Here is a 17,928-nt window from a genome sequence, read left to right on the forward strand (position 1 = left end):
ATAGCACGTGCATTCGATTTCCGGCACTCTCCGGCCCTCTTCACCCGATCGTGTATCGAGGGCCCTGCGACCACTAGGCTCGGCCGCATGACTGATCATGCGCACGACCTGCGATCCGTTCATGAGGCCACCGATCGACTGCTGACCGCGGTCGCGAAGCTGGACAACGCGAAGCTGGCCGAAGAGTCACATCTCCCCGGCTGGACCCGCGGCCACGTCCTGGCACACCTGGCCCGGAACGCGGACGCCCTGGTCGAGGTCTTCGAAGGCCGCCCGATGTACGAGAGCGCCACCTCCCGGGAGTCCGACATCGAGCGCGACGCGGGGCGTCCTCTGCTGGAACAGCTCGAAGACGTCCGGAATTCCGCGGACCGCTGGTTCGCCGTCGCCGAGCGCCCGCAGGACTGGACCCGCACCGTGGAACTGCGCAACGGGGTCACCGACGTCGCCGCCCGCGTCCCCTTCCGCCGCCTGATCGAGGTCGAGCTGCACCACGTCGACCTGAACATCGGCTACGAGCTCGCAGACCTCCCGGAGGAGTTCACCGCGCGCGAGATCGAGTTCCTCGCGGACCGCTGGTCCGGGCGTCCGGAGGTACCTCCGGTGACCCTGAAGACCTACCACGGCGACCACGTCTGGCACACCGGCGGCTCCGAGGGCACCCCGGTCACCCTCGTCGGCACGCCCGGCGAACTGCTCGGCTGGCTGGCCGGGCGCGACCTCCGGGGCGCCCACCTGACCGTCGAGGCGGGCGACGGCCTCCCCGAGCTCCCCCCGCTCTAGGATCAAGGCATGACGTACACCGGAGAGGTCAAAGTCGGCGGTCCGGCCGACGTGCACGAGCTCGCGGACCTGATGATTTCCAAGGTCGCGGTGGGCTCGATGAACAACAACGCCTACCTGCTGCGCTGCCGGGCCACCGATGAGCAGCTGCTCATCGACGCGGCCGCCGAGGCGGGCACCCTGCTGAGCCTGATCGGGGACGACGGCATCGCGTCCGTCGTCACCACCCACCGGCACGGCGACCACTGGGGCGCGCTCGCCGAGGTCGTCGCGGCGACCGGCGCGCGGACGTACGCGGGCGCCCACGACGCGGAGGGCATTCCGGTCGCCACCGACGTGCTCGTCGCGGACGGGGACACGATCACGATCGGCCGGGTCACGCTGACGGCCCGCCACCTGGTCGGCCACACCCCCGGCTCGATCGCGCTGGTCTACGACGACCCGCACGGTCACGCGCACGTGTTCACCGGCGACTGCCTCTTCCCGGGCGGCGTCGGCAACACCTCGGGCGACCAGAAGGCCTTCACGAGCCTGCTCGACGACGTGGAGACCAAGCTGTTCGGCGAGCTGTCGGACGAGACCTGGGTCTACCCCGGCCACGGCAACGACACCACGCTCGGCGCCGAGCGTCCCCACCTGGCCGAATGGCGCGAGCGCGGCTGGTAGCGGGCGGCGGAGGGAACGCCGGCACGTCAACCTCGCGCCGGACCGCACTCCCTTCCGGTCATTGATGGCCGAACGCACGTCCTGAGGGGGCGGGGCGGGGTAATTGCTGCACCATGCAACAGGACCCCTCCCCCGCTCCCCTTCCCCAGGCCGTCCCGGCCGACGCACCGCCCACCTCCCCCACCGTCCCCTCCTCGTCCCCCTCGATGTTCCGGATCGCCGCGGCCTCCCTCGTCGGCACCGCCATCGAGTTCTACGACTTCTTCGTCTACGGCACCGCCGCCGCCCTGGTGCTCGGCCCGCTCTTCTTCCCCTCCTTCTCCCCGCTCGCCGGGACCCTCGCCGCCTTCGGCACCTTCGGCGTCGGCTTCCTCGCCCGGCCCCTCGGCTCCGCCGTGTTCGGTCACATCGGCGACCGGTACGGCCGCCGCCCGGTGCTGCTCGCCTCCCTGCTGCTCACCGGCCTGGCCACGGTGGCGGTGGGCTGCGTGCCCTCGTACGCCTCCATCGGGATGGCCGCGCCGGTCCTGCTGGTCCTGCTGCGCTTCCTCCAGGGCCTCGGCCTCGGCGGGGAGTGGGGCGGCGCGGTGCTGCTGACCTCGGAGCACGCCCCCGAGGGGCGGCGCGGACTGTGGTCGAGCTTCCCGCAGATGGGTCCGGCGGTGGGGTTCCTACTGGCCAACGGCCTGATGCTGACCCTGTCGAGCACCCTGTCCGACGGGCAGTTCGCCGCCTGGGGCTGGCGGGTGCCGTTCTGGGTGGCGGGGCTGCTCGCCCTGACCGGGCTGTGGCTGCGCCGCTCGGTGGAGGAGACCCCGCAGTTCCGTGCGCTGGCCGAGACCGGCCACCGGGCCGACGCCCCGCTGCCCGAGGTCCTACGGGGCCACTGGCGCCTGCTCCTGCTGACCGGCGGGGCACTGGCCGTGGGCTACGCCGTCTTCTACGCGGTCACCACCTGGTCCCTCGCGTACGCCACCGAGCACCTCGGCGTGCACCGCTCCGTGATGCTGGCCTGCATCATGGTCGCCGTCGCCCTCAAGGGGGCGGCGACCCCGGTCGTCGCGGTGCTCGGCGACCGCTACGGCCGGCGCCCGCTGTGCCTGGCCGGCTGCACGGCGTCCGCGCTGTGGATGTTCCCGTTCGTGGCCCTGCTGCGCACCGCGGACCCGCTGCTGATGACCCTGGGTCTGTTCGGCGCCCTGCTCGGCATGGTGACGATGTTCGCGGTGGTGGGCGCGTACCTGCCCGAGCTGTACGCCCCGCGGATCCGCTGCACGGGCGCGGCCGTCGGCTACAACCTCGGCGGGGTGCTGGGCGGTGCGCTGACCCCGATCGTGGCGACGGCGCTGGCGGACGGCTCCGGCCCGCCGTGGGCCGTCGCCGTGTACCTGACGGCGATCGCCCTGGTCTCGCTGGCCTGCTTCGCGCTGCTGCCGGAGACCAACCCGGTGGTCGTCCGGCAGCGGACGGGTGCGTACGCAGACGCGGAGAAGGGGGCGGCCGAGACGACCGCCCCCGTCTAGCCGCCCCGCCGCTCAGCTGCTCTTGTCCACGGTCGGCTTGTGTCCCGGGTACAGGTGGCTGGGGGTCACGATGCCGGTGACGGCCTCGCCGAAGAGGGTGCTGGGCTCCTGGCCCTTGTACAGGTCGTCGGTGTTCAGAACGATGACCATGGTGGCCTGCTCCTCGGGCAGGTAGACGGTCAGCGTCTCGTACCCGGGCAACGAGCCGTTGTGGCCGATCCAGCCCTGGACGTTGAAGATGCCGAGCCCGTAGCCCGCGCCGGGGATGATGCCGATCGGCTGGGTCTTCAGCCGCTCGGCCTGGGTCGCGGGGGTCAGAAGGGTGCCGGTGGCGAGGGTCTTCGCCCAGCTGCGCAGGTCCTCCAGCGTCGAGACCATCGCTCCGGCGGACCAGGCCCAGGACGGGTCGAAGTCCGTCGCGTCCACGATCTTCCCGCCGGGCAGGTCGTTGGTGTAGCCGTGCGCGTGCGGCTCGGGGAACTCCCTGCCGACGGGGAAGAGCGTGCGGCTGCTCAGCCCGGCGGGCTTCACCACGTCCTGCCCGATGACCTCCTGGATCGGCCGGCCGGTGATCTTCTCCACCAGCAGGCCGAGCAGGATCAGGTTGGTGTTGGAGTACTCGAACTGCGCACCCGGCGCGAAGTTCACCGGGTGCTTGAAGGAGATGTCGAGCAGCTGCTGCGGCGTGAAGGTGGAGGTGATCCGGGCGTCGAAGCCCGGGTCCTCGCTGTAGTTGTAGAGCCCGCTGCGCATGCCCGCCAGTTCGCGCAAGGTGATGCGGTCCCCGTTCGGGACGCCGCTGATGTACTTGCCGATCGGGTCGTCCAGGGAGAGCTTGCCCTGGTCGACGAGCTGGAGGAGGGCGGTGACCGTGAACGTCTTGGTCTCGCTGCCGATGCGGACCCCGAGATCGGGTGTCATCGGAGCGCCGGTGGACTTGTCGGCCACCCCGAAGGACTTCACGTAGCTGCCCTTGCCGGGGGCCCACAGGCCCACGGTCACGCCCGGCACCTTCGCCAGGTCCATCACCTCACGCACGGCCGCGTCCAGTCGGGCCGCGACGGCCGGCGTGAGTTGCGGGAATTCCGTGTCGCCGTCCGGTGACGGAGCGGCGGACACGGAAGGCGCCGGGGCGGTGACCCCGTGCGCGGAGCCCGCGGCGACCGGGGCGAGAAGGACTCCTGCGGCCGTGGCGGCCACGCAGGCCCTGCGCATACGCGTGCGGGTCGACCTCATGGCACTGCCTCCTGTCGCAGACGACCAGGGCAACAGCACCAGCGTAGGCCCGGGTATCCCCGGTCGCGCGGCGGATCAGGCGTCGATGCGCTCCGGGCCTGCCGCGGCGGCCTCGGCCTCCGCCTGCTTCTTCGAGGCGATCAGGCTGGTGATCGTGGTGATCACCAGGACACCGCAGATGACGCCGAGGGAGACCGGGATGGAGATCTGCGGGACGTGCAGGCCCGACTCGTGGAGGGCGTGCAGCACGAGCTTGATGCCGATGAAGCCGAGGATGACGGAGAGCCCGTAGCTGAGGTGGACCAGCTTCTTGAGCAGGCCGCCGATGAGGAAGTACAGCTGGCGCAGACCCATGAGGGCGAAGGCGTTGGCGGTGAAGACGATGTACGGGTCCTGGGTGAGGCCGAAGATCGCGGGGATCGAGTCCAGGGCGAACAGCACGTCGGTGGTGCCGATGGCGAGCATGACGACCATCAGCGGGGTCAGGACGCGCTTGCCGTTCTTCTGGATGAAGAGCTTGGTGCCGTGGTACTGGTCGGCGACGCCGAACTTCTTCTCGATGGACTTGAGGAGACGGTTCTCCTCGAACTCCTCGTCTTCCTCGTCCTTGCGGGCTTCCTGGATCAGCTTCCACGCGGTGTAGATGAGGAAGGCACCGAAGATGTAGAAGACCCACGAGAAGTTGGCGATGATCGCGGCGCCGGCGGCGATGAAGATGGCGCGCAGGACGAGGGCGATCAGCACGCCGATCAGCAGCACGCGCTGCTGGAGCTGCGAGGGAACCGCGAACTTCGCCATGATCAGGACGAAGACGAAGAGGTTGTCGACGCTGAGGGACTTCTCCGTGATGAAGCCTGCGAAGAACTCCTGCGAGGCCTGGCCGTGGCCGAAGGCCATCAGGCCGAGTCCGAAGAGCACCGCGAGGACGATCCAGACGACCGTCCAGATGCCCGCCTCCTTCATGGAGACGTCGTGCGGTTTGCGGCCGATGAAGAAATCGGCGCCGATGAGGATGCCCAGACCGAGAATGGTCAGCACCCATAGGGTCAACGAAACGTCCACGTGAACACGCCTCCGGCAGATGGCTCAGAACTTGTCAGCGTCATCGCTGCCGGAGGTCTCTTCCACCCGGACGGCCAGGAGGCCACGGGCCGGCGCCCCGGGACCGATTGCAGTCCGTATTGACGGGCACGCCGTAGCAGGAAAGCAGGAATACTCCCCTCCGCACTCACCAGGGTACCCGTCGTAGGCACGTAAGGTAAAGGGGAACCCAAGAACTGGTCAGTAGCCGGTCATCGGCGCCGGGCGGCGGACCGCCCGGCCGCCACTACCGCGCGCGGCCGCGGGCCGCCGCGACCCGCTCCAGTGCCTGGTCAAGGACCCGGCTGCCCTGCGGGGGCAGGTCCGGCTCGAAGATCCAGGCGTGGTGGACCCAGGGGTCGGCGAGGTGGTTGTCCGGTACGGGCGACAGCCGCATCAGCGAGCGCCACAGCGGGTCCAGGAGCGGCCCGTAGGCCGAGGCCTCGTCACGGTCCGCGACCATCAGGAGGTGCACGCCGACGGCCGGGCCCTCGTCGGCGAGGTAGCGCAAACGGGTGACGGCGCGGTCGTCGAAGCCGTGCGGGAAGTCGTGCACGATCAGCAGCTGGTCGGAGGTGTCTACATCGGGCGGCAGGTCCTCCGGAGCCCCGGCCCGCACGGCCATCTGTACGAGGTCCACCCGGCGGGTCAGCCGCTCCAGGGTCTCGGTGACCGCCACGGCCCCGGCGGCGGGCGCCCCGGCCAGCACTCCGGCCCGCACCAGCGGGGCCAGCGAGGCGGCTCCGGCTCCGGCCGCGTCGATGACGTGGACGGCGAACCGGTCGGCGGGGTGGGCGGCCAGCATCCGCGCCGCGTGCGCGACGGCCATGTCCATGGCGGCCCGGCGTAGCCGGTCGGTGTCCATCGCCATGGCTGCCTCGGAACCGGTGCGGCCGTTGTCGATCCACAGGCCGCGTTCCAGCGGGACCCGGACCAGCATGGGGATGCGCAGACCGGGCCGCTCGGGCAGGTGGAGGTCGCCCAGGCGCAGGGCGAGCGGGGCCTCGGCGGGCACGGAGTGCGCGTGCCAGACCGGGTTGTCCCAGCGCGCGTACGCGGCGGGCAGCGCGGGCTCGACCACCTCGGACTCGGAGGTGAGCTGGACCAGGTCCCGGTCGAGGACCTCCTGCGCCCGCGCGACCAGCTCCTCGCGGCGGTCCCGGGCGGCGTCGCGGTCGGCGTTTCCGGAGCCGCCGAGGCGGTGGCGGGGGTCGGACAGCGCCTCGTCGAGCTCGCGGTCCATCCGGGAGTCGGCGAACTCGACGGCGCCGCGGTAGGCGGCGACGGAGCGGGCCAGGTCCTCGAACATGCCCCAGACCTGGTTGTAGAGCCGCTCCTCCATGGACCAGCCGCTCGCGTCCCCGGCGACGGGGCGGGGCTGCTCCCCGGGCCGCGGCGGCGCGGCGGGGCGCGGCGCGGGCTCGGGCGGCTCGGTGCTGGTGCGGCGGCGCGGGTGGGCGTAGCTGATGGTGGGCGGACCGCCGGCGGTGTCAGGTCCCGCTTGCGGTGGCGGGGGCATCGGCGGGGGTGTGGGCGTCGGCGCGGCCGGAACGTCCTGCGGCGCCGGGGTCGGTGTCTGGGCCGTGGCCGGGGCCCGGAGCCCGCGCGGAACGGTCGGGGCCGGACCGCCGGGCATGACGGCCAGGGTGATGTCCCCGGCCGGCGCCGTGCCCAGGGCGGCGGCGGCCAGTTCGGCCGCGGCCGGCGCGGGCAGCCCGGCGTCGGCCAGGAGCGCGCCGAGGCCGGCGGCGTACCCCTGGCCGACGGCGCGCACCTTCCAGGCGCCCTGGCGCCGGTACAGCTCCAGGGCCACGACGGCGGTCTCCGACTCCAGTCCGGTCAGCGTGTACCCGGCGAGCTCCGCGCCCTCCGGGTCGGCCACGGAGACGTAGGAGGCGGGGACCGCGCCGAAGTGCCCCGGCCCGCCGGGCGGCAGGACCAGGACGAGGCCGACCCGGTGGACGGCCGGTGCGACCGCGTCGAGGTCGACCGCTATGCGGTGCTGCCCGGAAGCCGCCCCGGGCACTTCCAGCCCGGGGAGGGTGCGGGCGCCCGGGTGGGCGACCGCCCCGGGGCCGGCGAGCCGGCCCGTGTCGTCGCCGAGCTGGGCCAGGGCGAGCACGGGTGTGCCCGCCGAGACCCTGATCTCCACCCGGCTCCGGGACAGGGGGTGGTTCTGCCCCCGGACCAGTTCGGCCGTCATCGTGCAGCCCCTCCCCCGTACCCGTTCTTCCGCCGGGCCCTCGATCGCGCCCGGTCCTGCCGTGCCGTACTTCTGTTGCGCCGTGCCGTGGTGCTGGTGTGCCGTGCTGCCGGTCCTGCTTACAGGTGCGGCAGGATCGCCGGCATCAGGTCCTGGAAGGTACGGCCGTTGGCCGGGTTTCCGAGGGCCGTCATCTGCCAGCCGCCGCCGACGCGCGACACCTTCGCCATGATCTGAGCGGTGTACTGACCGCCACCGTCCAGCGTGTAGCGGGCCAGCTCCTGGCCGTTGGTCTCGTCGACGATGCGGCAGAAGGCGTTCTCCACCTCCTGGAACGTCTGGCCGGTGAAGGAGTTCACCGTGAAGACGATCTGGTCGATGTGCACCGGCACGCGCTGCAGGTCGACGAGGATCGACTCGTCGTCCCCGCCCTGGCCGACGCCGCCGACGAGGTTGTCACCCGTGTGCTTCACCGAGCCGTCGTCGCTCTGCAGGTGCCGGAAGAAGACGACGTCCACGGGCTGCTTGTCGGCGAAGAGCACCGCCGACGCGTCGAGGTCGATCTCCCGGGTCCGCGAGCCGAACAGCCCCCGGCGCTTGGCCGCCTGCCAGCCGAGGCCCATCCGGACCGCGGTCAGCGTGCCTCCGTCCGCCTTCTGCAGACTGATGGCCTGACCCTTGGTCATGTTGACCGTCACGCGCTGTCCCCTCTCCATAGCCCTCCCCCGATGGGGGTGCGCAGCGTGTACCTGCGGCTGTGCCAACCCTACTGACCGCCTCCGGGTCAGGCGAGGCCCGCTTCCTTCATCTGTCGCAGCTCCTTCTTCAGCTCGCCGACCTCGTCCCGGATCCGGGCCGCGACCTCGAACTGCAGCTCGGCCGCCGCACCCCGCATCCGCTCGGTCATCTGCTCGATGAGCGCGGCCAGTTCGGCGGCGGGACGGTCCGTCGCCACGACGGGACCCTTGGCGCCCTTCGCCCCGGCCTTGCCGCCCGACGCGGCCGACGCCGCCTTGCCGCCCAGCGCCGGGACGGGCGCCTTGAGGGCCTTGCCGTCCTTCGTCTGCCGGTAGCCGGTACCGAGGAGCTCCTCGGTGTCGAGCTCCTCGCGGGCGATGGTGGCCACGATGTCGTTGATCTTCTTGCGCAGCGGCTGCGGGTCGATGCCGTGGGCGGTGTTGTAGGCGACCTGCTTCTCGCGGCGCCGGTTCGTCTCGTCGATCGCCTGGGCCATCGCCGGGGTGATGCTGTCCGCGTACATGTGGACCTGGCCGGAGACGTTGCGCGCCGCGCGTCCGATGGTCTGGATCAGCGAGGTCCCCGACCGCAGGAACCCCTGCTTGTCGGCGTCGAGGATGGCCACCAGCGACACCTCGGGCAGGTCGAGGCCCTCGCGGAGCAGGTTGATGCCGACCAGGACGTCGTACTCGCCGGCCCGCAGCTCGCGCAGCAGTTCGATGCGGCGCAGGGTGTCCACGTCGCTGTGCAGGTAGCGGACCTGGATGCCGAGCTCCAGGAAGTAGTCGGTGAGGTCCTCGGCCATCTTCTTGGTGAGGGTGGTGACCAGGACCCGCTCGTCCTTCTCCACCCGCTGCCGGATCTCGTGCACCAGGTCGTCGATCTGGCCCTCGGTGGGCTTGACCACGACCTCCGGGTCGATGAGCCCGGTCGGGCGGATGATCTGCTCGACGAAGCCGTCGCCGCGCGAGAGCTCGTACTTCCCCGGAGTGGCCGACAGGTAGACGGTCTGGCCGATCCGCTCCTGGAACTCCTCCCACTTCAGCGGCCGGTTGTCGAGGGCCGACGGGAGCCGGAAGCCGTGGTCGACCAGGGTCCGCTTGCGCGAGGCGTCGCCCTCGTACATCGCGCCGATCTGGGGCACGGTGACGTGCGATTCGTCGATGACGAGGAGGAAGTCCTCGGGGAAGTAGTCGATGAGGGTGTTCGGGGCGGAGCCGCGCTCGCGGTCGTCCATGTGGAGCGAGTAGTTCTCGATGCCGGAGCAGGAGCCGATCTGGCGCATCATCTCCAGGTCGTAGGTGGTGCGCATGCGCAGGCGCTGCGCCTCCAGCATCTTGCCCTGCTTCTCCAGCTCGGCGAGGCGCTCGGCGAGCTCGGCCTCGATGCCGCGGACCGCCTTCTCCATGCGCTCGGGGCCGGCGACGTAGTGGCTGGCGGGGAAGACGTAGAGCTCGCGGTCCTCGCTGATCACCTCGCCGGTCAGCGGGTGCAGGGTGGACAGGGCCTCGATCTCGTCGCCGAACATCTCGATGCGGACGGCCAGTTCCTCGTAGACCGGGAAGATCTCGATGGTGTCGCCGCGCACGCGGAAGGTGCCCCGGGTGAAGGCCACGTCGTTGCGGGTGTACTGGATGTCGACGAAGCGGCGCAGGAGCTGGTCCCGGTCGATCTCCTCGCCGACCTTGAGGGAGACCATCCGGTCGACGTACTCCTGCGGGGTGCCGAGACCGTAGATGCAGGACACGGAGGCGACGACGATGACGTCGCGCCGGGTGAGGAGGGAATTGGTCGCGGAGTGACGCAGTCGCTCCACCTCCTCGTTGATGGAGGAGTCCTTCTCGATGTAGGTGTCCGACTGAGGTACGTAGGCCTCGGGCTGGTAGTAGTCGTAGTACGAGACGAAGTACTCGACCGCATTGTTCGGCAGGAGCTCGCGGAATTCGTTCGCCAGCTGGGCGGCGAGCGTCTTGTTCGGCGCCATCACCAAGGTGGGCCGCTGGAGCTTCTCGATCATCCAGGCGGTCGTCGCCGACTTGCCGGTTCCGGTCGCGCCGAGCAGCACGACATCCTTCTCACCTGCACGGATGCGCTTCTCCAGCTCGGCGATGGCCGTCGGCTGGTCGCCGCTGGGCTGGTAGGAGCTGACGACCTCGAAAGGCGCCACCGTGCGTTCGATCTTCGATACGGGCCGCATGGGTCAACCGTACGACCACCCACTGACACTCGGGACCCACCCGCCCCGTGCGGAGCCGTGCGGGCCTGGTCCGTTTGTCGTAGTTCGGTGGCGGCCCGGTGATCGTCAACCCCATGATCGCCGTACGCGGCTCTCCCTGAAAGTGCGTCGGAAACGCATCGCCGCCAGTGCACCGCCGCAACGAATGCCGCTCCGCGCCCGTTTGACGGCAGGAGCAGGGCCCATGACCCGAGGAGAACGCGCATGTACGTCCGATCCGCCGCCGCGGCCACCGCCGCCTTCCTGGGACTCGCCCTGAGCGTGTGCGGTGCGGGATCCGCCTCGGCCGCACCCGGTCCGGACTGGCTGTCCAACCCGATCGTGTACGCCCACCGGGGGGCTTCGGCGTACGCCCCGGAGAACACTCTGGAGGCGATCGACCTCGCCATGGAGATGGGCTTCGACTGGGTGGAGAACGACGTCCAGCGCACCAAGGACGGGGAGCTCGTGGTCATCCACGACGACACCCTGACCCGGACGACCGATGTCGAGCAGGTGTTCCCCGACCGCAAGCCCTGGCGGGTGAAGGACTTCACCGCGGCGGAGATCGCCCGGCTGGACGCGGGCAGCTGGTTCGGCCGGGAGTTCGCGGGCGCCCGCGTACCGACCCTGCGGCAGTACATGAACCGGGTCCAGCGCAACCAGCAGCGCCTGCTCCTGGAGATCAAGAAGCCGGAGCTCTACCCCGGAATCGAACAGCAGACCCTGGTCGTGCTGGGCGAGACCGGCTGGCTCGAGGAGAACCACGTGGCCCGCCGGCTGGTGGTCCAGAGCTTCAGCGCCGCCTCGGTCCGCACCGTGCACGAGCTGCGCCCCGACCTGTTCACGGCCTTCCTCGGCACCCCGGCCCTCGCCGACCTGCCGCGGTACGCCGAGTTCACCGACCGGATCAACCCCTGGTACACCACCATCGACGCGGACTGGGTCGCCGCGGTGCACAAGCTGCTCGGCGCCCACGGCAAGGCGCTGGAAGTGGACACCTGGATCGTGGACGACGCCCCGACCGCCCTGAAGGTCCAGGACATGGGCGTGGACGGGATCATCACCGACAAGCCCGACGTCGTACGGGAAGCGGTCGGCGGCTACTGACGCGGCCGACGCGTGCGGCGCTGTCCGTGCTGTCGGCACTGTCGGCACTGTCAGCGGGGCGCCGTACCGTGAAGGGGTGGACACTCCTCAGCCCCGCGGGCCGCACCTCGAATGGACCGTCGTCGACAGCGATATCGGTCCGCTGCTCCTCGCCGCCACCCCCGAGGGCCTGGTCAAGGTCGAGTTCCATGCCGGGCCGGACCGGGCCGCGAAGATGATCGGCGCGCTCGTCTCCCGGCTCGGCGCCGACGCCCGGCGCCCGCCGCCGGGCGAGGAGGTTCTGCTGGCCGAGCCGATACGCCAGCTGAACGCCTACTTCGCCGGTACGCTGCGCCGCTTCGATCTGCCGCTGGACTGGCGGCTCAGCTCCGGCTTCAACCGGCAGGTCCTGCTGGAACTGGACCGCACCGTGCCCTACGGGGCGGTCGTGGGCTACGGCGAGCTGGCCGCCCGGGCAGGGGCCCCGGGCGCGGCCCAGGCCGTCGGCAACGCCATGGGCTCGAACCCCCTGCCGCTGGTGGTGGCCTGCCACCGGGTCGTGGAGAACGACGGGGGCATCGGCGGCTTCGGCGGCGGCGTGGAGACCAAGCGCCGCCTCCTCGCCCTGGAGGGGGTACTCCCCCAGCCGCTGTTCTAGGGGGTGGCGTGCTCCCGATGCTCCCCGTGCCCCCGGAAACACTGTTCCGCCCGCCCTGCGAGGGGTGCGAAACTGCGGCGGTGACCACACCTTGCGCCGCGCCCGCAGCCCCTCCGCATCCGTGTCGGAGGTGGACCGCGTGAGCACCGCGCCCGGCACCGACCGGCCCGCCGTCACGGTCACCGCCGCCGACCTGCCCCGACTGCGGCGCCGCACCTCCGGGGTGCTGATCGCCGGCCAGATGCTGGGCGGGATCGGCGTACCCATCAGCATCGCCCTGGCCCCGGTCCTGGCCACCGAGGTCAGCGGCACGGAGTCGCTCTCCGGCTTCGCCTCGACCGCCTCCGTGATCGGCACCGCGGCCGTCTCCCTGCCGCTCGCCGCGCTGATGACCGCGCGCGGCCGCCGGCCCGGACTGGTCCTCGCCTACGTGATCGGCGCGGCCGGGGCCGCCCTCGTCGTCCTCGCCGCCTCGATCAAGAGCTTCCCGCTGCTGATGCTCGGCATGGCCGCCTTCGGAGCCGCCTCCTCCGCCAACCTCCAGGCCCGCTTCGCCGCCGCCGACCTCGCCGAGCCCGACCACCGGGCACGGGCGATCTCCGTGGTCGTATGGGCCTCCACCATCGGCGCCGTGCTCGGCCCCAACCTCTCCGCCCCGGCCAGCCGCAGCTTCGCCGGCACCTCCATACCCCCGATGGCGGGGCCCTTCATATGGGCCGGCGCCATCTTCCTGCTCACCGCCACGCTGATCGGCGTGCTCCTGCGCCCGGACCCGCTGCTGACGGCCCGCGCGCTCGCCCCGGCCGAGGACCAGACCCGCGCCGGGCGTTCGCTGCGTGCCGGGTTCGCGGCCGTCAAGGCCTCCCCCCGGGCCCGGCTCGCGCTGCTCACCATCGCGGTGTCACACACCGCCATGGTCTCGATCATGGTGATGACCCCGGTCGACCTCGGGCACCACGGAGCCGGGCTCCAGCTCATCGGGCTGGTCATCAGCGGGCACATCGCCGGCATGTTCGGCTTCTCGCCCGTGATGGGCTGGCTCGCGGACCGGATCGGCCGGCTGTCCGTGATCGGGCTCGCCGCAGGGCTGCTGTCCGTCGCCGCGCTGCTCGCCGGCACCGCCGACGGGAACCACACCCAGAGCGGCATCGGCCTCTTCCTGCTCGGGCTGGGCTGGTCCGCCGGCATGGTGTCCGGCTCCGCGCTGCTGACCGACTCGGTGCCGCAGCCCGCGCGGGCCGCCGTGCAGGGGCTGGGCGACCTCACCATGAACACGGCCGCCGGGGTCGGCGGCGCCGCCGCCGGGCTGGTCATGTCCCAGGCGGGCTACGGCTGGCTCAACGCGGCCGCCGCCGCCCTGCTGCTGCCGATGGCGGCGCTCGCGCTGTTCACCTCGCGCCGCAGCCCGGTGAAGGCTGCGGACACCGGGACGGGCACCGCTCAGTAGCTGATGTGGTAGGCCTTGCGGAGCGTCTCGTGGACGGTCCAGGTGGTCTTGTCACCCTCCCGAAGGACACAGGCGGAGCCCGGGCCGACCTCCAGGGTCTCGCCGCCCTCCACCTCGACGGTGGCGCGGCCGCTCACCACCACGAACAGCTCGTTCGCCTCGGTGTCGGTGACCACGCCCGGGGTGATCTGCCAGATCCCGCGCACCTGCGAGCCGTCCGGCGCCTCCCACAGCACCTTGCCCGTCACCACGGGGTTCCCGGAGACGATCTGCGCCGGGTCGAGCTCGTCCGGCTCCAGCTCGGAATCGGGAAAGTCCGGGACGGAGACGGCGAAGGAAGCGGGGGCGTGATCACTTGTGCTCATGCTCCGGGAGCCTAATCGGCACGCCCGGCGCGCCGCGGCGACCAGAGCGTCCAGCGCGCGTCCACCCGACCCGTCACCCTGTCGAGCGGCACCGTCCCGGTCCGGGCGTCAGTGGGCGGGTGCGGGCGGCGCGGCCCTGCGGGGCGAAGTCCCCTACCCGCCCTTCGCCCGTTCCCCGGGGCTGTGCCCCGGACCCCCTGGGGCTCCGCCCCAGACCCCGCGCCTCAAACGCCGGCGAGGCTGGATGATGCCGCGCAGCGGCATTTCCAGCCCGTCCGGCGTTTGAGGACCGGGTCCGGGCAGCGCCCGGGGAACGGTGGAAGGGCGGGTAGGGGAACTCCGCCCCGCAGGGCAGCACGCCTACGGGCGGGGCCGCGTGTTTGGGGGCCCTGGGCGCGCGCCAGGGATGGGGACATGTCACAGCACACAGCAACTGCACGCACCGCCCCGGTCCCCGTCCTGTCGGAGGAGGTGCGCGAGGCCCTCGACCGCGGGCACCCCGTCGTGGCACTGGAGTCCACGATCCTCGCCCACGGCCTGCCCCGCCCCCGCAATCTGGCGGTGGGTCTGGAACTGGAGGAGCTGGTCCGCGCGGAGGGAGCCGTCCCGGCGACCATCGCGGTCGTCGACGGAGTGGCGTACGCCGGCCTGGACAAGGCCCGGCTGGAGCGGATCGCGGGCGGCGAGGGCGTGCGCAAGCTCGGCCACCGGGATCTGGCCCCGGCCCTCGCCACGGGGGCGACCGGCGCGACGACGGTCTCGGCCACGGCCTTCCTCGCCGCGCGGGCGGGGCTGCGGGTCTTCGCCACCGGCGGGCTGGGCGGCGTACACCGGGACTGGACCCGGTCGCAGGACGAGTCGGCCGACCTCGCGCTGCTGGCGCGGACCCGGATCACCGTGGTGTGCGCGGGGGTGAAGTCGATCCTGGACGTGCCCGCGACGCTCCAGCGGCTGGAGACGCTGGGGGTGACGGTCCTCGGGTACGGGACGGATCGTTTCCCCGGGTTCTACCTGGCCGATTCCGGCGAGCCGGTGGACTGGACGGTGCACCGCCCGGAGGAGGTGGCGGCCGTGATGGCCGCTCAGGACCTGCTCGGCGGCGCGGAGTCGGCGCTGCTCGTGGCGAACCCGGTGGCGGCGGAGCGGCAGCTCGATCCGGAGCTGCACGACCGGGTCCTGGCCGAGGCCCTGGCGGAGTGCCGGGAGCGGGGCATCACGGGACAGGCGGTGACACCGTTCCTGCTGGGGTTCCTGGTGCGCGCGACGGGCGGCGCCTCCCTGGAGGCCAACCTCGCGGCGGTACGGGGCAACGTGCGGCTCGGGGCCCGGATCGCGCGGGCCCGGGCGGCGCGGCCGTGACCGCCGCACCGGCCGCTCCCGCCGGGCCGGGGGCGCTGCTGGTCGTCGGGGACGTGGTGACGGACGTCGTGGCGGTCCATGCGGAACCACTGGCTCCGGGCACCGACACCCCGGCCCGGATCCGGACCCTGCCGGGCGGCGCCGGCGCCAACGCGGCCTGCTGGGCCGCCCACGCGGGGGCTCCGGAGGTACGCCTCCTCGCGCGGGTCGGCGCCGACTCGGCCGGGTGGCACGAGCGGGCCCTGCTCGACGCGGGGGTGCGGCCGAGGCTGGTGGTGGATCCCGCCGAGCCGACCGGGACGGTGGTCGCGCTGGTCGGAGCGGACGCGGAGCGGACCTTCCTGACCGACAGCGGTGCCTCGCTGCGGCTCTCCCCCGCCGACTGGGAGTCCGGACTCCTGGACGGGGTCGCCCATCTCCACCTGTCGGGCTACCTGTTCTTCGCGGACGCGAGCCGGGAACTGGCCCTGGTCGCGCTACGGGCCGCCCTCGCCCGGAACGTGACGGTGAGCGTGGATCCGGCGTCGGCGGGGTTCCTGGCCGCGCTGGGTCCGCAGCGCTTCCTGGCCGCCGCGGCGGGGGCCGGCGTACTGCTGCCGAACGCGGACGAGGCGCTGCTGCTCGCGGGGGCACCGGGACCGACGGGAGCGACCGGGCCTACAGGGGCGGCCGGACCGCCGGAGCTGGCGGCCGCGGTCGCGCGGGCGGCGGCGGAGCTGAGCCGGCGGGTGCCGTTGGTGGTGGTCACCCGGGGCGGGGCCGGAGCGCTCATCGCCGAGGACGGCCGGGTGACGGCCGAGGTCGCGGCGGAGAGCGCCGAGGCGGTGGATTCCACGGGCGCCGGTGACGCCTTCACCGGCGCCTTCCTCGCGGCCCGGCTGGCGGGCGCGGGCCCGGCGTGGGCCGCGGGGGCCGGATGCCGGGCGGCCGCGCTGGCGGTGGCCCGGCTGGGCGGGCGGCCGTAGAGCGGCCTCGGGACGAGGGGTCAGGAGGTGTACTGCTGGTCGAGGGAGTCGATGACGCCCGTGCCGTCCAGGTGGTAGCGGAAGACGCGGCCCTGGTTCGGGTGGGCGATCAGCCAGTCGATGAGCTGCTGGAGGGTGATCGGCTGGCTCACGGTGCTCGCGACGATGGGGGTGACGGCCGTGATCTTGGCGTCCTCGGCGATGTTGAGGAAGGTTTCCTTGCCGGTGGTCTCGAAGGGGGCGGAGTCCGCGCCGGGGGCGGCGCAGCCCCAGTTTCCGTGCTTGATGATCAGGCTGTGGACCCCGCCTTCGGGGGTGTAGCGGTTGACGGCGATCTCGTCGGGCGAGATCGGCATCTTGTGGTCGCAGGTGGAACCGGGCGTCGGCGCCTTCTTCGTACCCGCCGGGGTGACGGTCGAAGGGGTGGCGGGAGTCGGCTTCTTCGACGGGGCCGAGGAGGCCGACGGCGAGGCGGCGCCCGTGGCCGCCGCACTGGTGGCGGGGCTCGCGGGGGTTCCCGGCGCGCCGGTCTCCTCGTCGCCGTTGCAGGCCGTGAGGGCCAGGGTCCCGCACAGGGCCAGCGCGGCGAGCGCCGCCTGCGTGCGCACCCGTCTCGCGCCCCGAACCACCTTGCCGTGTCCGTGCATTGACCGCATCGCCTTCTCCCTCTGCCAAGGCGCCACCGGGGTGGCCGCCGTCGAAGCGTGCCGTCAACGTAGCGCGGGGTTCCGGCCGGAGCGATGGCCGGAACCGATCGTCACCGTGCCGGAATCCCCCTGTTGCCGTTCCCGGACCTCCGTGACGGGGAAGGGGTATGCAGCCGCAGCCGCGGCGGCCCGCCGGGTCAGCCGGAACCTCCTCCGCGCAGGCCCGTCCAGGCCGGATGGCGCGGATCGTCGGCCCGGACCAGGGCGTCGGCCCGGTCCGCCGGGCCGGTCTCGGCCTCGTAGCGCGCGAAGGCGGGGAGGGTCCAGCGGGCGGCCTCCTCGGTGCGGCGGGCGAGTGCGCCCGGGGAGAGCCCGATGTGGACGCTGAGGTCGAAGGGGAACCAGTGGCCCAGCAGCAGCGGGCCGTGCACGATCAGCACGCCGCCGGGCGGGAGTTCGGCGTAGGGGCTGCGGGTCGCCCGGTCGGTGACCGGGTCCCAGAGGTCGGGCAGCACCCGGCCGGTGCCGCCGGGGTCGGTCGGGCCGAAGACCTCCCGCCAGAGCGCGGCCGTGTCGTACCAGCCGTCGAGGTAGGAGTCCACGTCCTCGCGGCCGAACTCGAAGCGGAGGGAGGCCGGGCGCAGGAAGCCCTCGGCCGCCACCACCAGGACCGAACGCCCGCGCAGGCGCAGCGCGTCGGCGAGCTCCGCGGCGAGCACGCCGGTGCGGGCGGCGGGCGCCCCGTCGATGCCCACCCGCCGCCATCGGCCCTCGGGGCCGCCCCCGTCCTCGCCGGTGCCTCCGCCTCCGCTCTCGCCGCTGCCCTGCTCGTCGTCGTCGTCGAGGTGACCGGCGAGCCGCTCGGCCATCCGCTGCCATGTGATCGCTTCCAGCTGCACCAGCCCATTGTCAGTGGTGACACCTAACGTTTTTCAGGAGGGATCACCGGCGCAC

16 protein-coding genes are annotated in these 17,928 nt (G+C 72.4%); 8 read left to right on the plus strand and 8 right to left on the minus strand.

What is annotated here, in order from left to right; translation table 11 throughout:
* The first annotated feature begins 87 nt into the window (after nucleotides 1-87).
* The 3 genes from ACFRU2_RS33745 to ACFRU2_RS33755 all read left to right on the plus strand — a co-directional run bounded on the left by ACFRU2_RS33745 (nucleotide 88) and on the right by ACFRU2_RS33755 (nucleotide 2,972).
* Nucleotides 88-783, plus strand: a complete 696-nt coding sequence (locus tag ACFRU2_RS33745; RefSeq protein WP_382979625.1) for a maleylpyruvate isomerase family mycothiol-dependent enzyme — start codon at nucleotides 88-90, stop codon at nucleotides 781-783.
* Nucleotides 784-792: 9 nt separating this feature from the next.
* The gene (locus ACFRU2_RS33750; protein ID WP_382979627.1) at nucleotides 793-1,449 is read left to right on the plus strand and encodes an MBL fold metallo-hydrolase; all 657 of its coding nucleotides are present in this window, start codon (nucleotides 793-795) and stop codon (nucleotides 1,447-1,449) included.
* 206 nt (nucleotides 1,450-1,655) lie between these two features.
* Nucleotides 1,656-2,972: an MFS transporter gene (locus ACFRU2_RS33755; RefSeq protein ID WP_382979782.1), complete on the plus strand. Its 1,317-nt coding sequence runs from the start codon at nucleotides 1,656-1,658 to the stop codon at nucleotides 2,970-2,972.
* 12 nt (nucleotides 2,973-2,984) lie between these two features.
* Here ACFRU2_RS33755 and ACFRU2_RS33760 read toward each other — a convergent pair whose 3' ends face one another.
* The 5 genes from ACFRU2_RS33760 to uvrB all read right to left on the minus strand — a co-directional run bounded on the left by ACFRU2_RS33760 (nucleotide 2,985) and on the right by uvrB (nucleotide 10,426).
* On the minus strand, nucleotides 2,985-4,208 hold the full coding sequence (locus ACFRU2_RS33760; RefSeq protein WP_382979628.1) for a serine hydrolase domain-containing protein: 1,224 nt from the start codon (nucleotides 4,206-4,208) through the stop codon (nucleotides 2,985-2,987).
* Nucleotides 4,209-4,283: 75 nt separating this feature from the next.
* A complete protein-coding gene (locus ACFRU2_RS33765; RefSeq protein ID WP_382979630.1) occupies nucleotides 4,284-5,270 on the minus strand; it encodes a TerC family protein in 987 nt (328 codons plus the stop codon).
* 265 nt (nucleotides 5,271-5,535) lie between these two features.
* Nucleotides 5,536-7,491 (minus strand): TerD family protein, encoded by a 1,956-nt coding sequence (locus ACFRU2_RS33770; RefSeq protein ID WP_382979632.1) that lies wholly within the window; start codon nucleotides 7,489-7,491, stop codon nucleotides 5,536-5,538.
* 119 nt (nucleotides 7,492-7,610) lie between these two features.
* Entirely contained in the window at nucleotides 7,611-8,189 is a 579-nt protein-coding gene (locus ACFRU2_RS33775; protein WP_274552476.1) for a TerD family protein, read from the minus strand.
* Between the two features lie 86 nt (nucleotides 8,190-8,275).
* Nucleotides 8,276-10,426, minus strand: coding sequence for an excinuclease ABC subunit UvrB (gene uvrB, locus ACFRU2_RS33780; protein ID WP_382979634.1), 2,151 nt, complete (start codon nucleotides 10,424-10,426; stop codon nucleotides 8,276-8,278).
* A gap of 243 nt (nucleotides 10,427-10,669) precedes the next feature.
* On the opposite strand from uvrB, the gene ACFRU2_RS33785 reads away from it, so the two are divergent.
* The 3 genes from ACFRU2_RS33785 (at nucleotide 10,670) to ACFRU2_RS33795 (ending at nucleotide 13,638) form a co-directional block, all read left to right on the plus strand.
* Nucleotides 10,670-11,554 carry a glycerophosphodiester phosphodiesterase gene (locus ACFRU2_RS33785; RefSeq protein ID WP_382979636.1) on the plus strand — a complete coding sequence of 295 codons (885 nt, stop codon included), beginning with the start codon at nucleotides 10,670-10,672 and terminating at the stop codon, nucleotides 11,552-11,554.
* Nucleotides 11,555-11,630: 76 nt separating this feature from the next.
* Nucleotides 11,631-12,191, plus strand: coding sequence for a methylated-DNA--[protein]-cysteine S-methyltransferase (locus tag ACFRU2_RS33790; protein WP_382979638.1), 561 nt, complete (start codon nucleotides 11,631-11,633; stop codon nucleotides 12,189-12,191).
* Between the two features lie 139 nt (nucleotides 12,192-12,330).
* A complete protein-coding gene (locus ACFRU2_RS33795) occupies nucleotides 12,331-13,638 on the plus strand; it encodes an MFS transporter (RefSeq protein ID WP_382979640.1) in 1,308 nt (435 codons plus the stop codon).
* Here ACFRU2_RS33795 and ACFRU2_RS33800 read toward each other — a convergent pair.
* Nucleotides 13,632-14,003, minus strand: coding sequence for a cupin domain-containing protein (locus ACFRU2_RS33800; RefSeq protein ID WP_382979643.1), 372 nt, complete (start codon nucleotides 14,001-14,003; stop codon nucleotides 13,632-13,634). The two genes, ACFRU2_RS33795 and ACFRU2_RS33800, sit on opposite strands and share 7 nt — an antisense overlap.
* A gap of 414 nt (nucleotides 14,004-14,417) precedes the next feature.
* On the opposite strand from ACFRU2_RS33800, the gene ACFRU2_RS33805 reads away from it, so the two are divergent.
* Both ACFRU2_RS33805 and ACFRU2_RS33810 read left to right on the plus strand, forming a co-directional pair.
* On the plus strand, nucleotides 14,418-15,362 hold the full coding sequence (locus ACFRU2_RS33805) for a pseudouridine-5'-phosphate glycosidase (protein ID WP_382979646.1): 945 nt from the start codon (nucleotides 14,418-14,420) through the stop codon (nucleotides 15,360-15,362).
* Nucleotides 15,359-16,327 (plus strand): carbohydrate kinase family protein, encoded by a 969-nt coding sequence (locus tag ACFRU2_RS33810; protein ID WP_382979648.1) that lies wholly within the window; start codon nucleotides 15,359-15,361, stop codon nucleotides 16,325-16,327. Before ACFRU2_RS33805 ends, ACFRU2_RS33810 begins: the two co-directional genes overlap by 4 nt.
* A 20-nt stretch (nucleotides 16,328-16,347) precedes the next feature.
* Here ACFRU2_RS33810 and ACFRU2_RS33815 read toward each other — a convergent pair whose 3' ends face one another.
* Both ACFRU2_RS33815 and ACFRU2_RS33820 read right to left on the minus strand, forming a co-directional pair.
* On the minus strand, nucleotides 16,348-16,983 hold the full coding sequence (locus ACFRU2_RS33815; protein WP_382979650.1) for a hypothetical protein: 636 nt from the start codon (nucleotides 16,981-16,983) through the stop codon (nucleotides 16,348-16,350).
* 188 nt (nucleotides 16,984-17,171) lie between these two features.
* Nucleotides 17,172-17,873, minus strand: a complete 702-nt coding sequence (locus ACFRU2_RS33820; RefSeq protein ID WP_382979652.1) for a uridine kinase — start codon at nucleotides 17,871-17,873, stop codon at nucleotides 17,172-17,174.
* Nucleotides 17,874-17,928: the final 55 nt, after the last annotated feature.

This window comes from Streptomyces sp. NPDC056883, from assembly GCF_042788835.1.
In the GTDB taxonomy this organism is placed as follows: domain Bacteria; phylum Actinomycetota; class Actinomycetes; order Streptomycetales; family Streptomycetaceae; genus Streptomyces; species Streptomyces stoeckheimensis.

Bases quoted from the DNA above. Each gene is read 5' to 3' on its own strand.
- ACFRU2_RS33760 (WP_382979628.1), bottom strand. From the start codon at position 4,208: ATGAGGTCGACCCGCACGCGTATGCGCAGGGCCTGCGTGGCCGCCACG.
- ACFRU2_RS33750 (WP_382979627.1), top strand. From the start codon at position 793: ATGACGTACACCGGAGAGGTCAAAGTCGGCGGTCCGGCCGACGTGCAC.
- ACFRU2_RS33805 (WP_382979646.1), top strand. From the start codon at position 14,418: ATGTCACAGCACACAGCAACTGCACGCACCGCCCCGGTCCCCGTCCTG.
- ACFRU2_RS33815 (WP_382979650.1), bottom strand. From the start codon at position 16,983: ATGCGGTCAATGCACGGACACGGCAAGGTGGTTCGGGGCGCGAGACGG.
- ACFRU2_RS33745 (WP_382979625.1), top strand. From the start codon at position 88: ATGACTGATCATGCGCACGACCTGCGATCCGTTCATGAGGCCACCGAT.
- ACFRU2_RS33800 (WP_382979643.1), bottom strand. From the start codon at position 14,003: ATGAGCACAAGTGATCACGCCCCCGCTTCCTTCGCCGTCTCCGTCCCG.
- ACFRU2_RS33770 (WP_382979632.1), bottom strand. From the start codon at position 7,491: ATGACGGCCGAACTGGTCCGGGGGCAGAACCACCCCCTGTCCCGGAGC.
- ACFRU2_RS33755 (WP_382979782.1), top strand. From the start codon at position 1,656: ATGTTCCGGATCGCCGCGGCCTCCCTCGTCGGCACCGCCATCGAGTTC.
- uvrB (WP_382979634.1), bottom strand. From the start codon at position 10,426: ATGCGGCCCGTATCGAAGATCGAACGCACGGTGGCGCCTTTCGAGGTC.
- ACFRU2_RS33785 (WP_382979636.1), top strand. From the start codon at position 10,670: ATGTACGTCCGATCCGCCGCCGCGGCCACCGCCGCCTTCCTGGGACTC.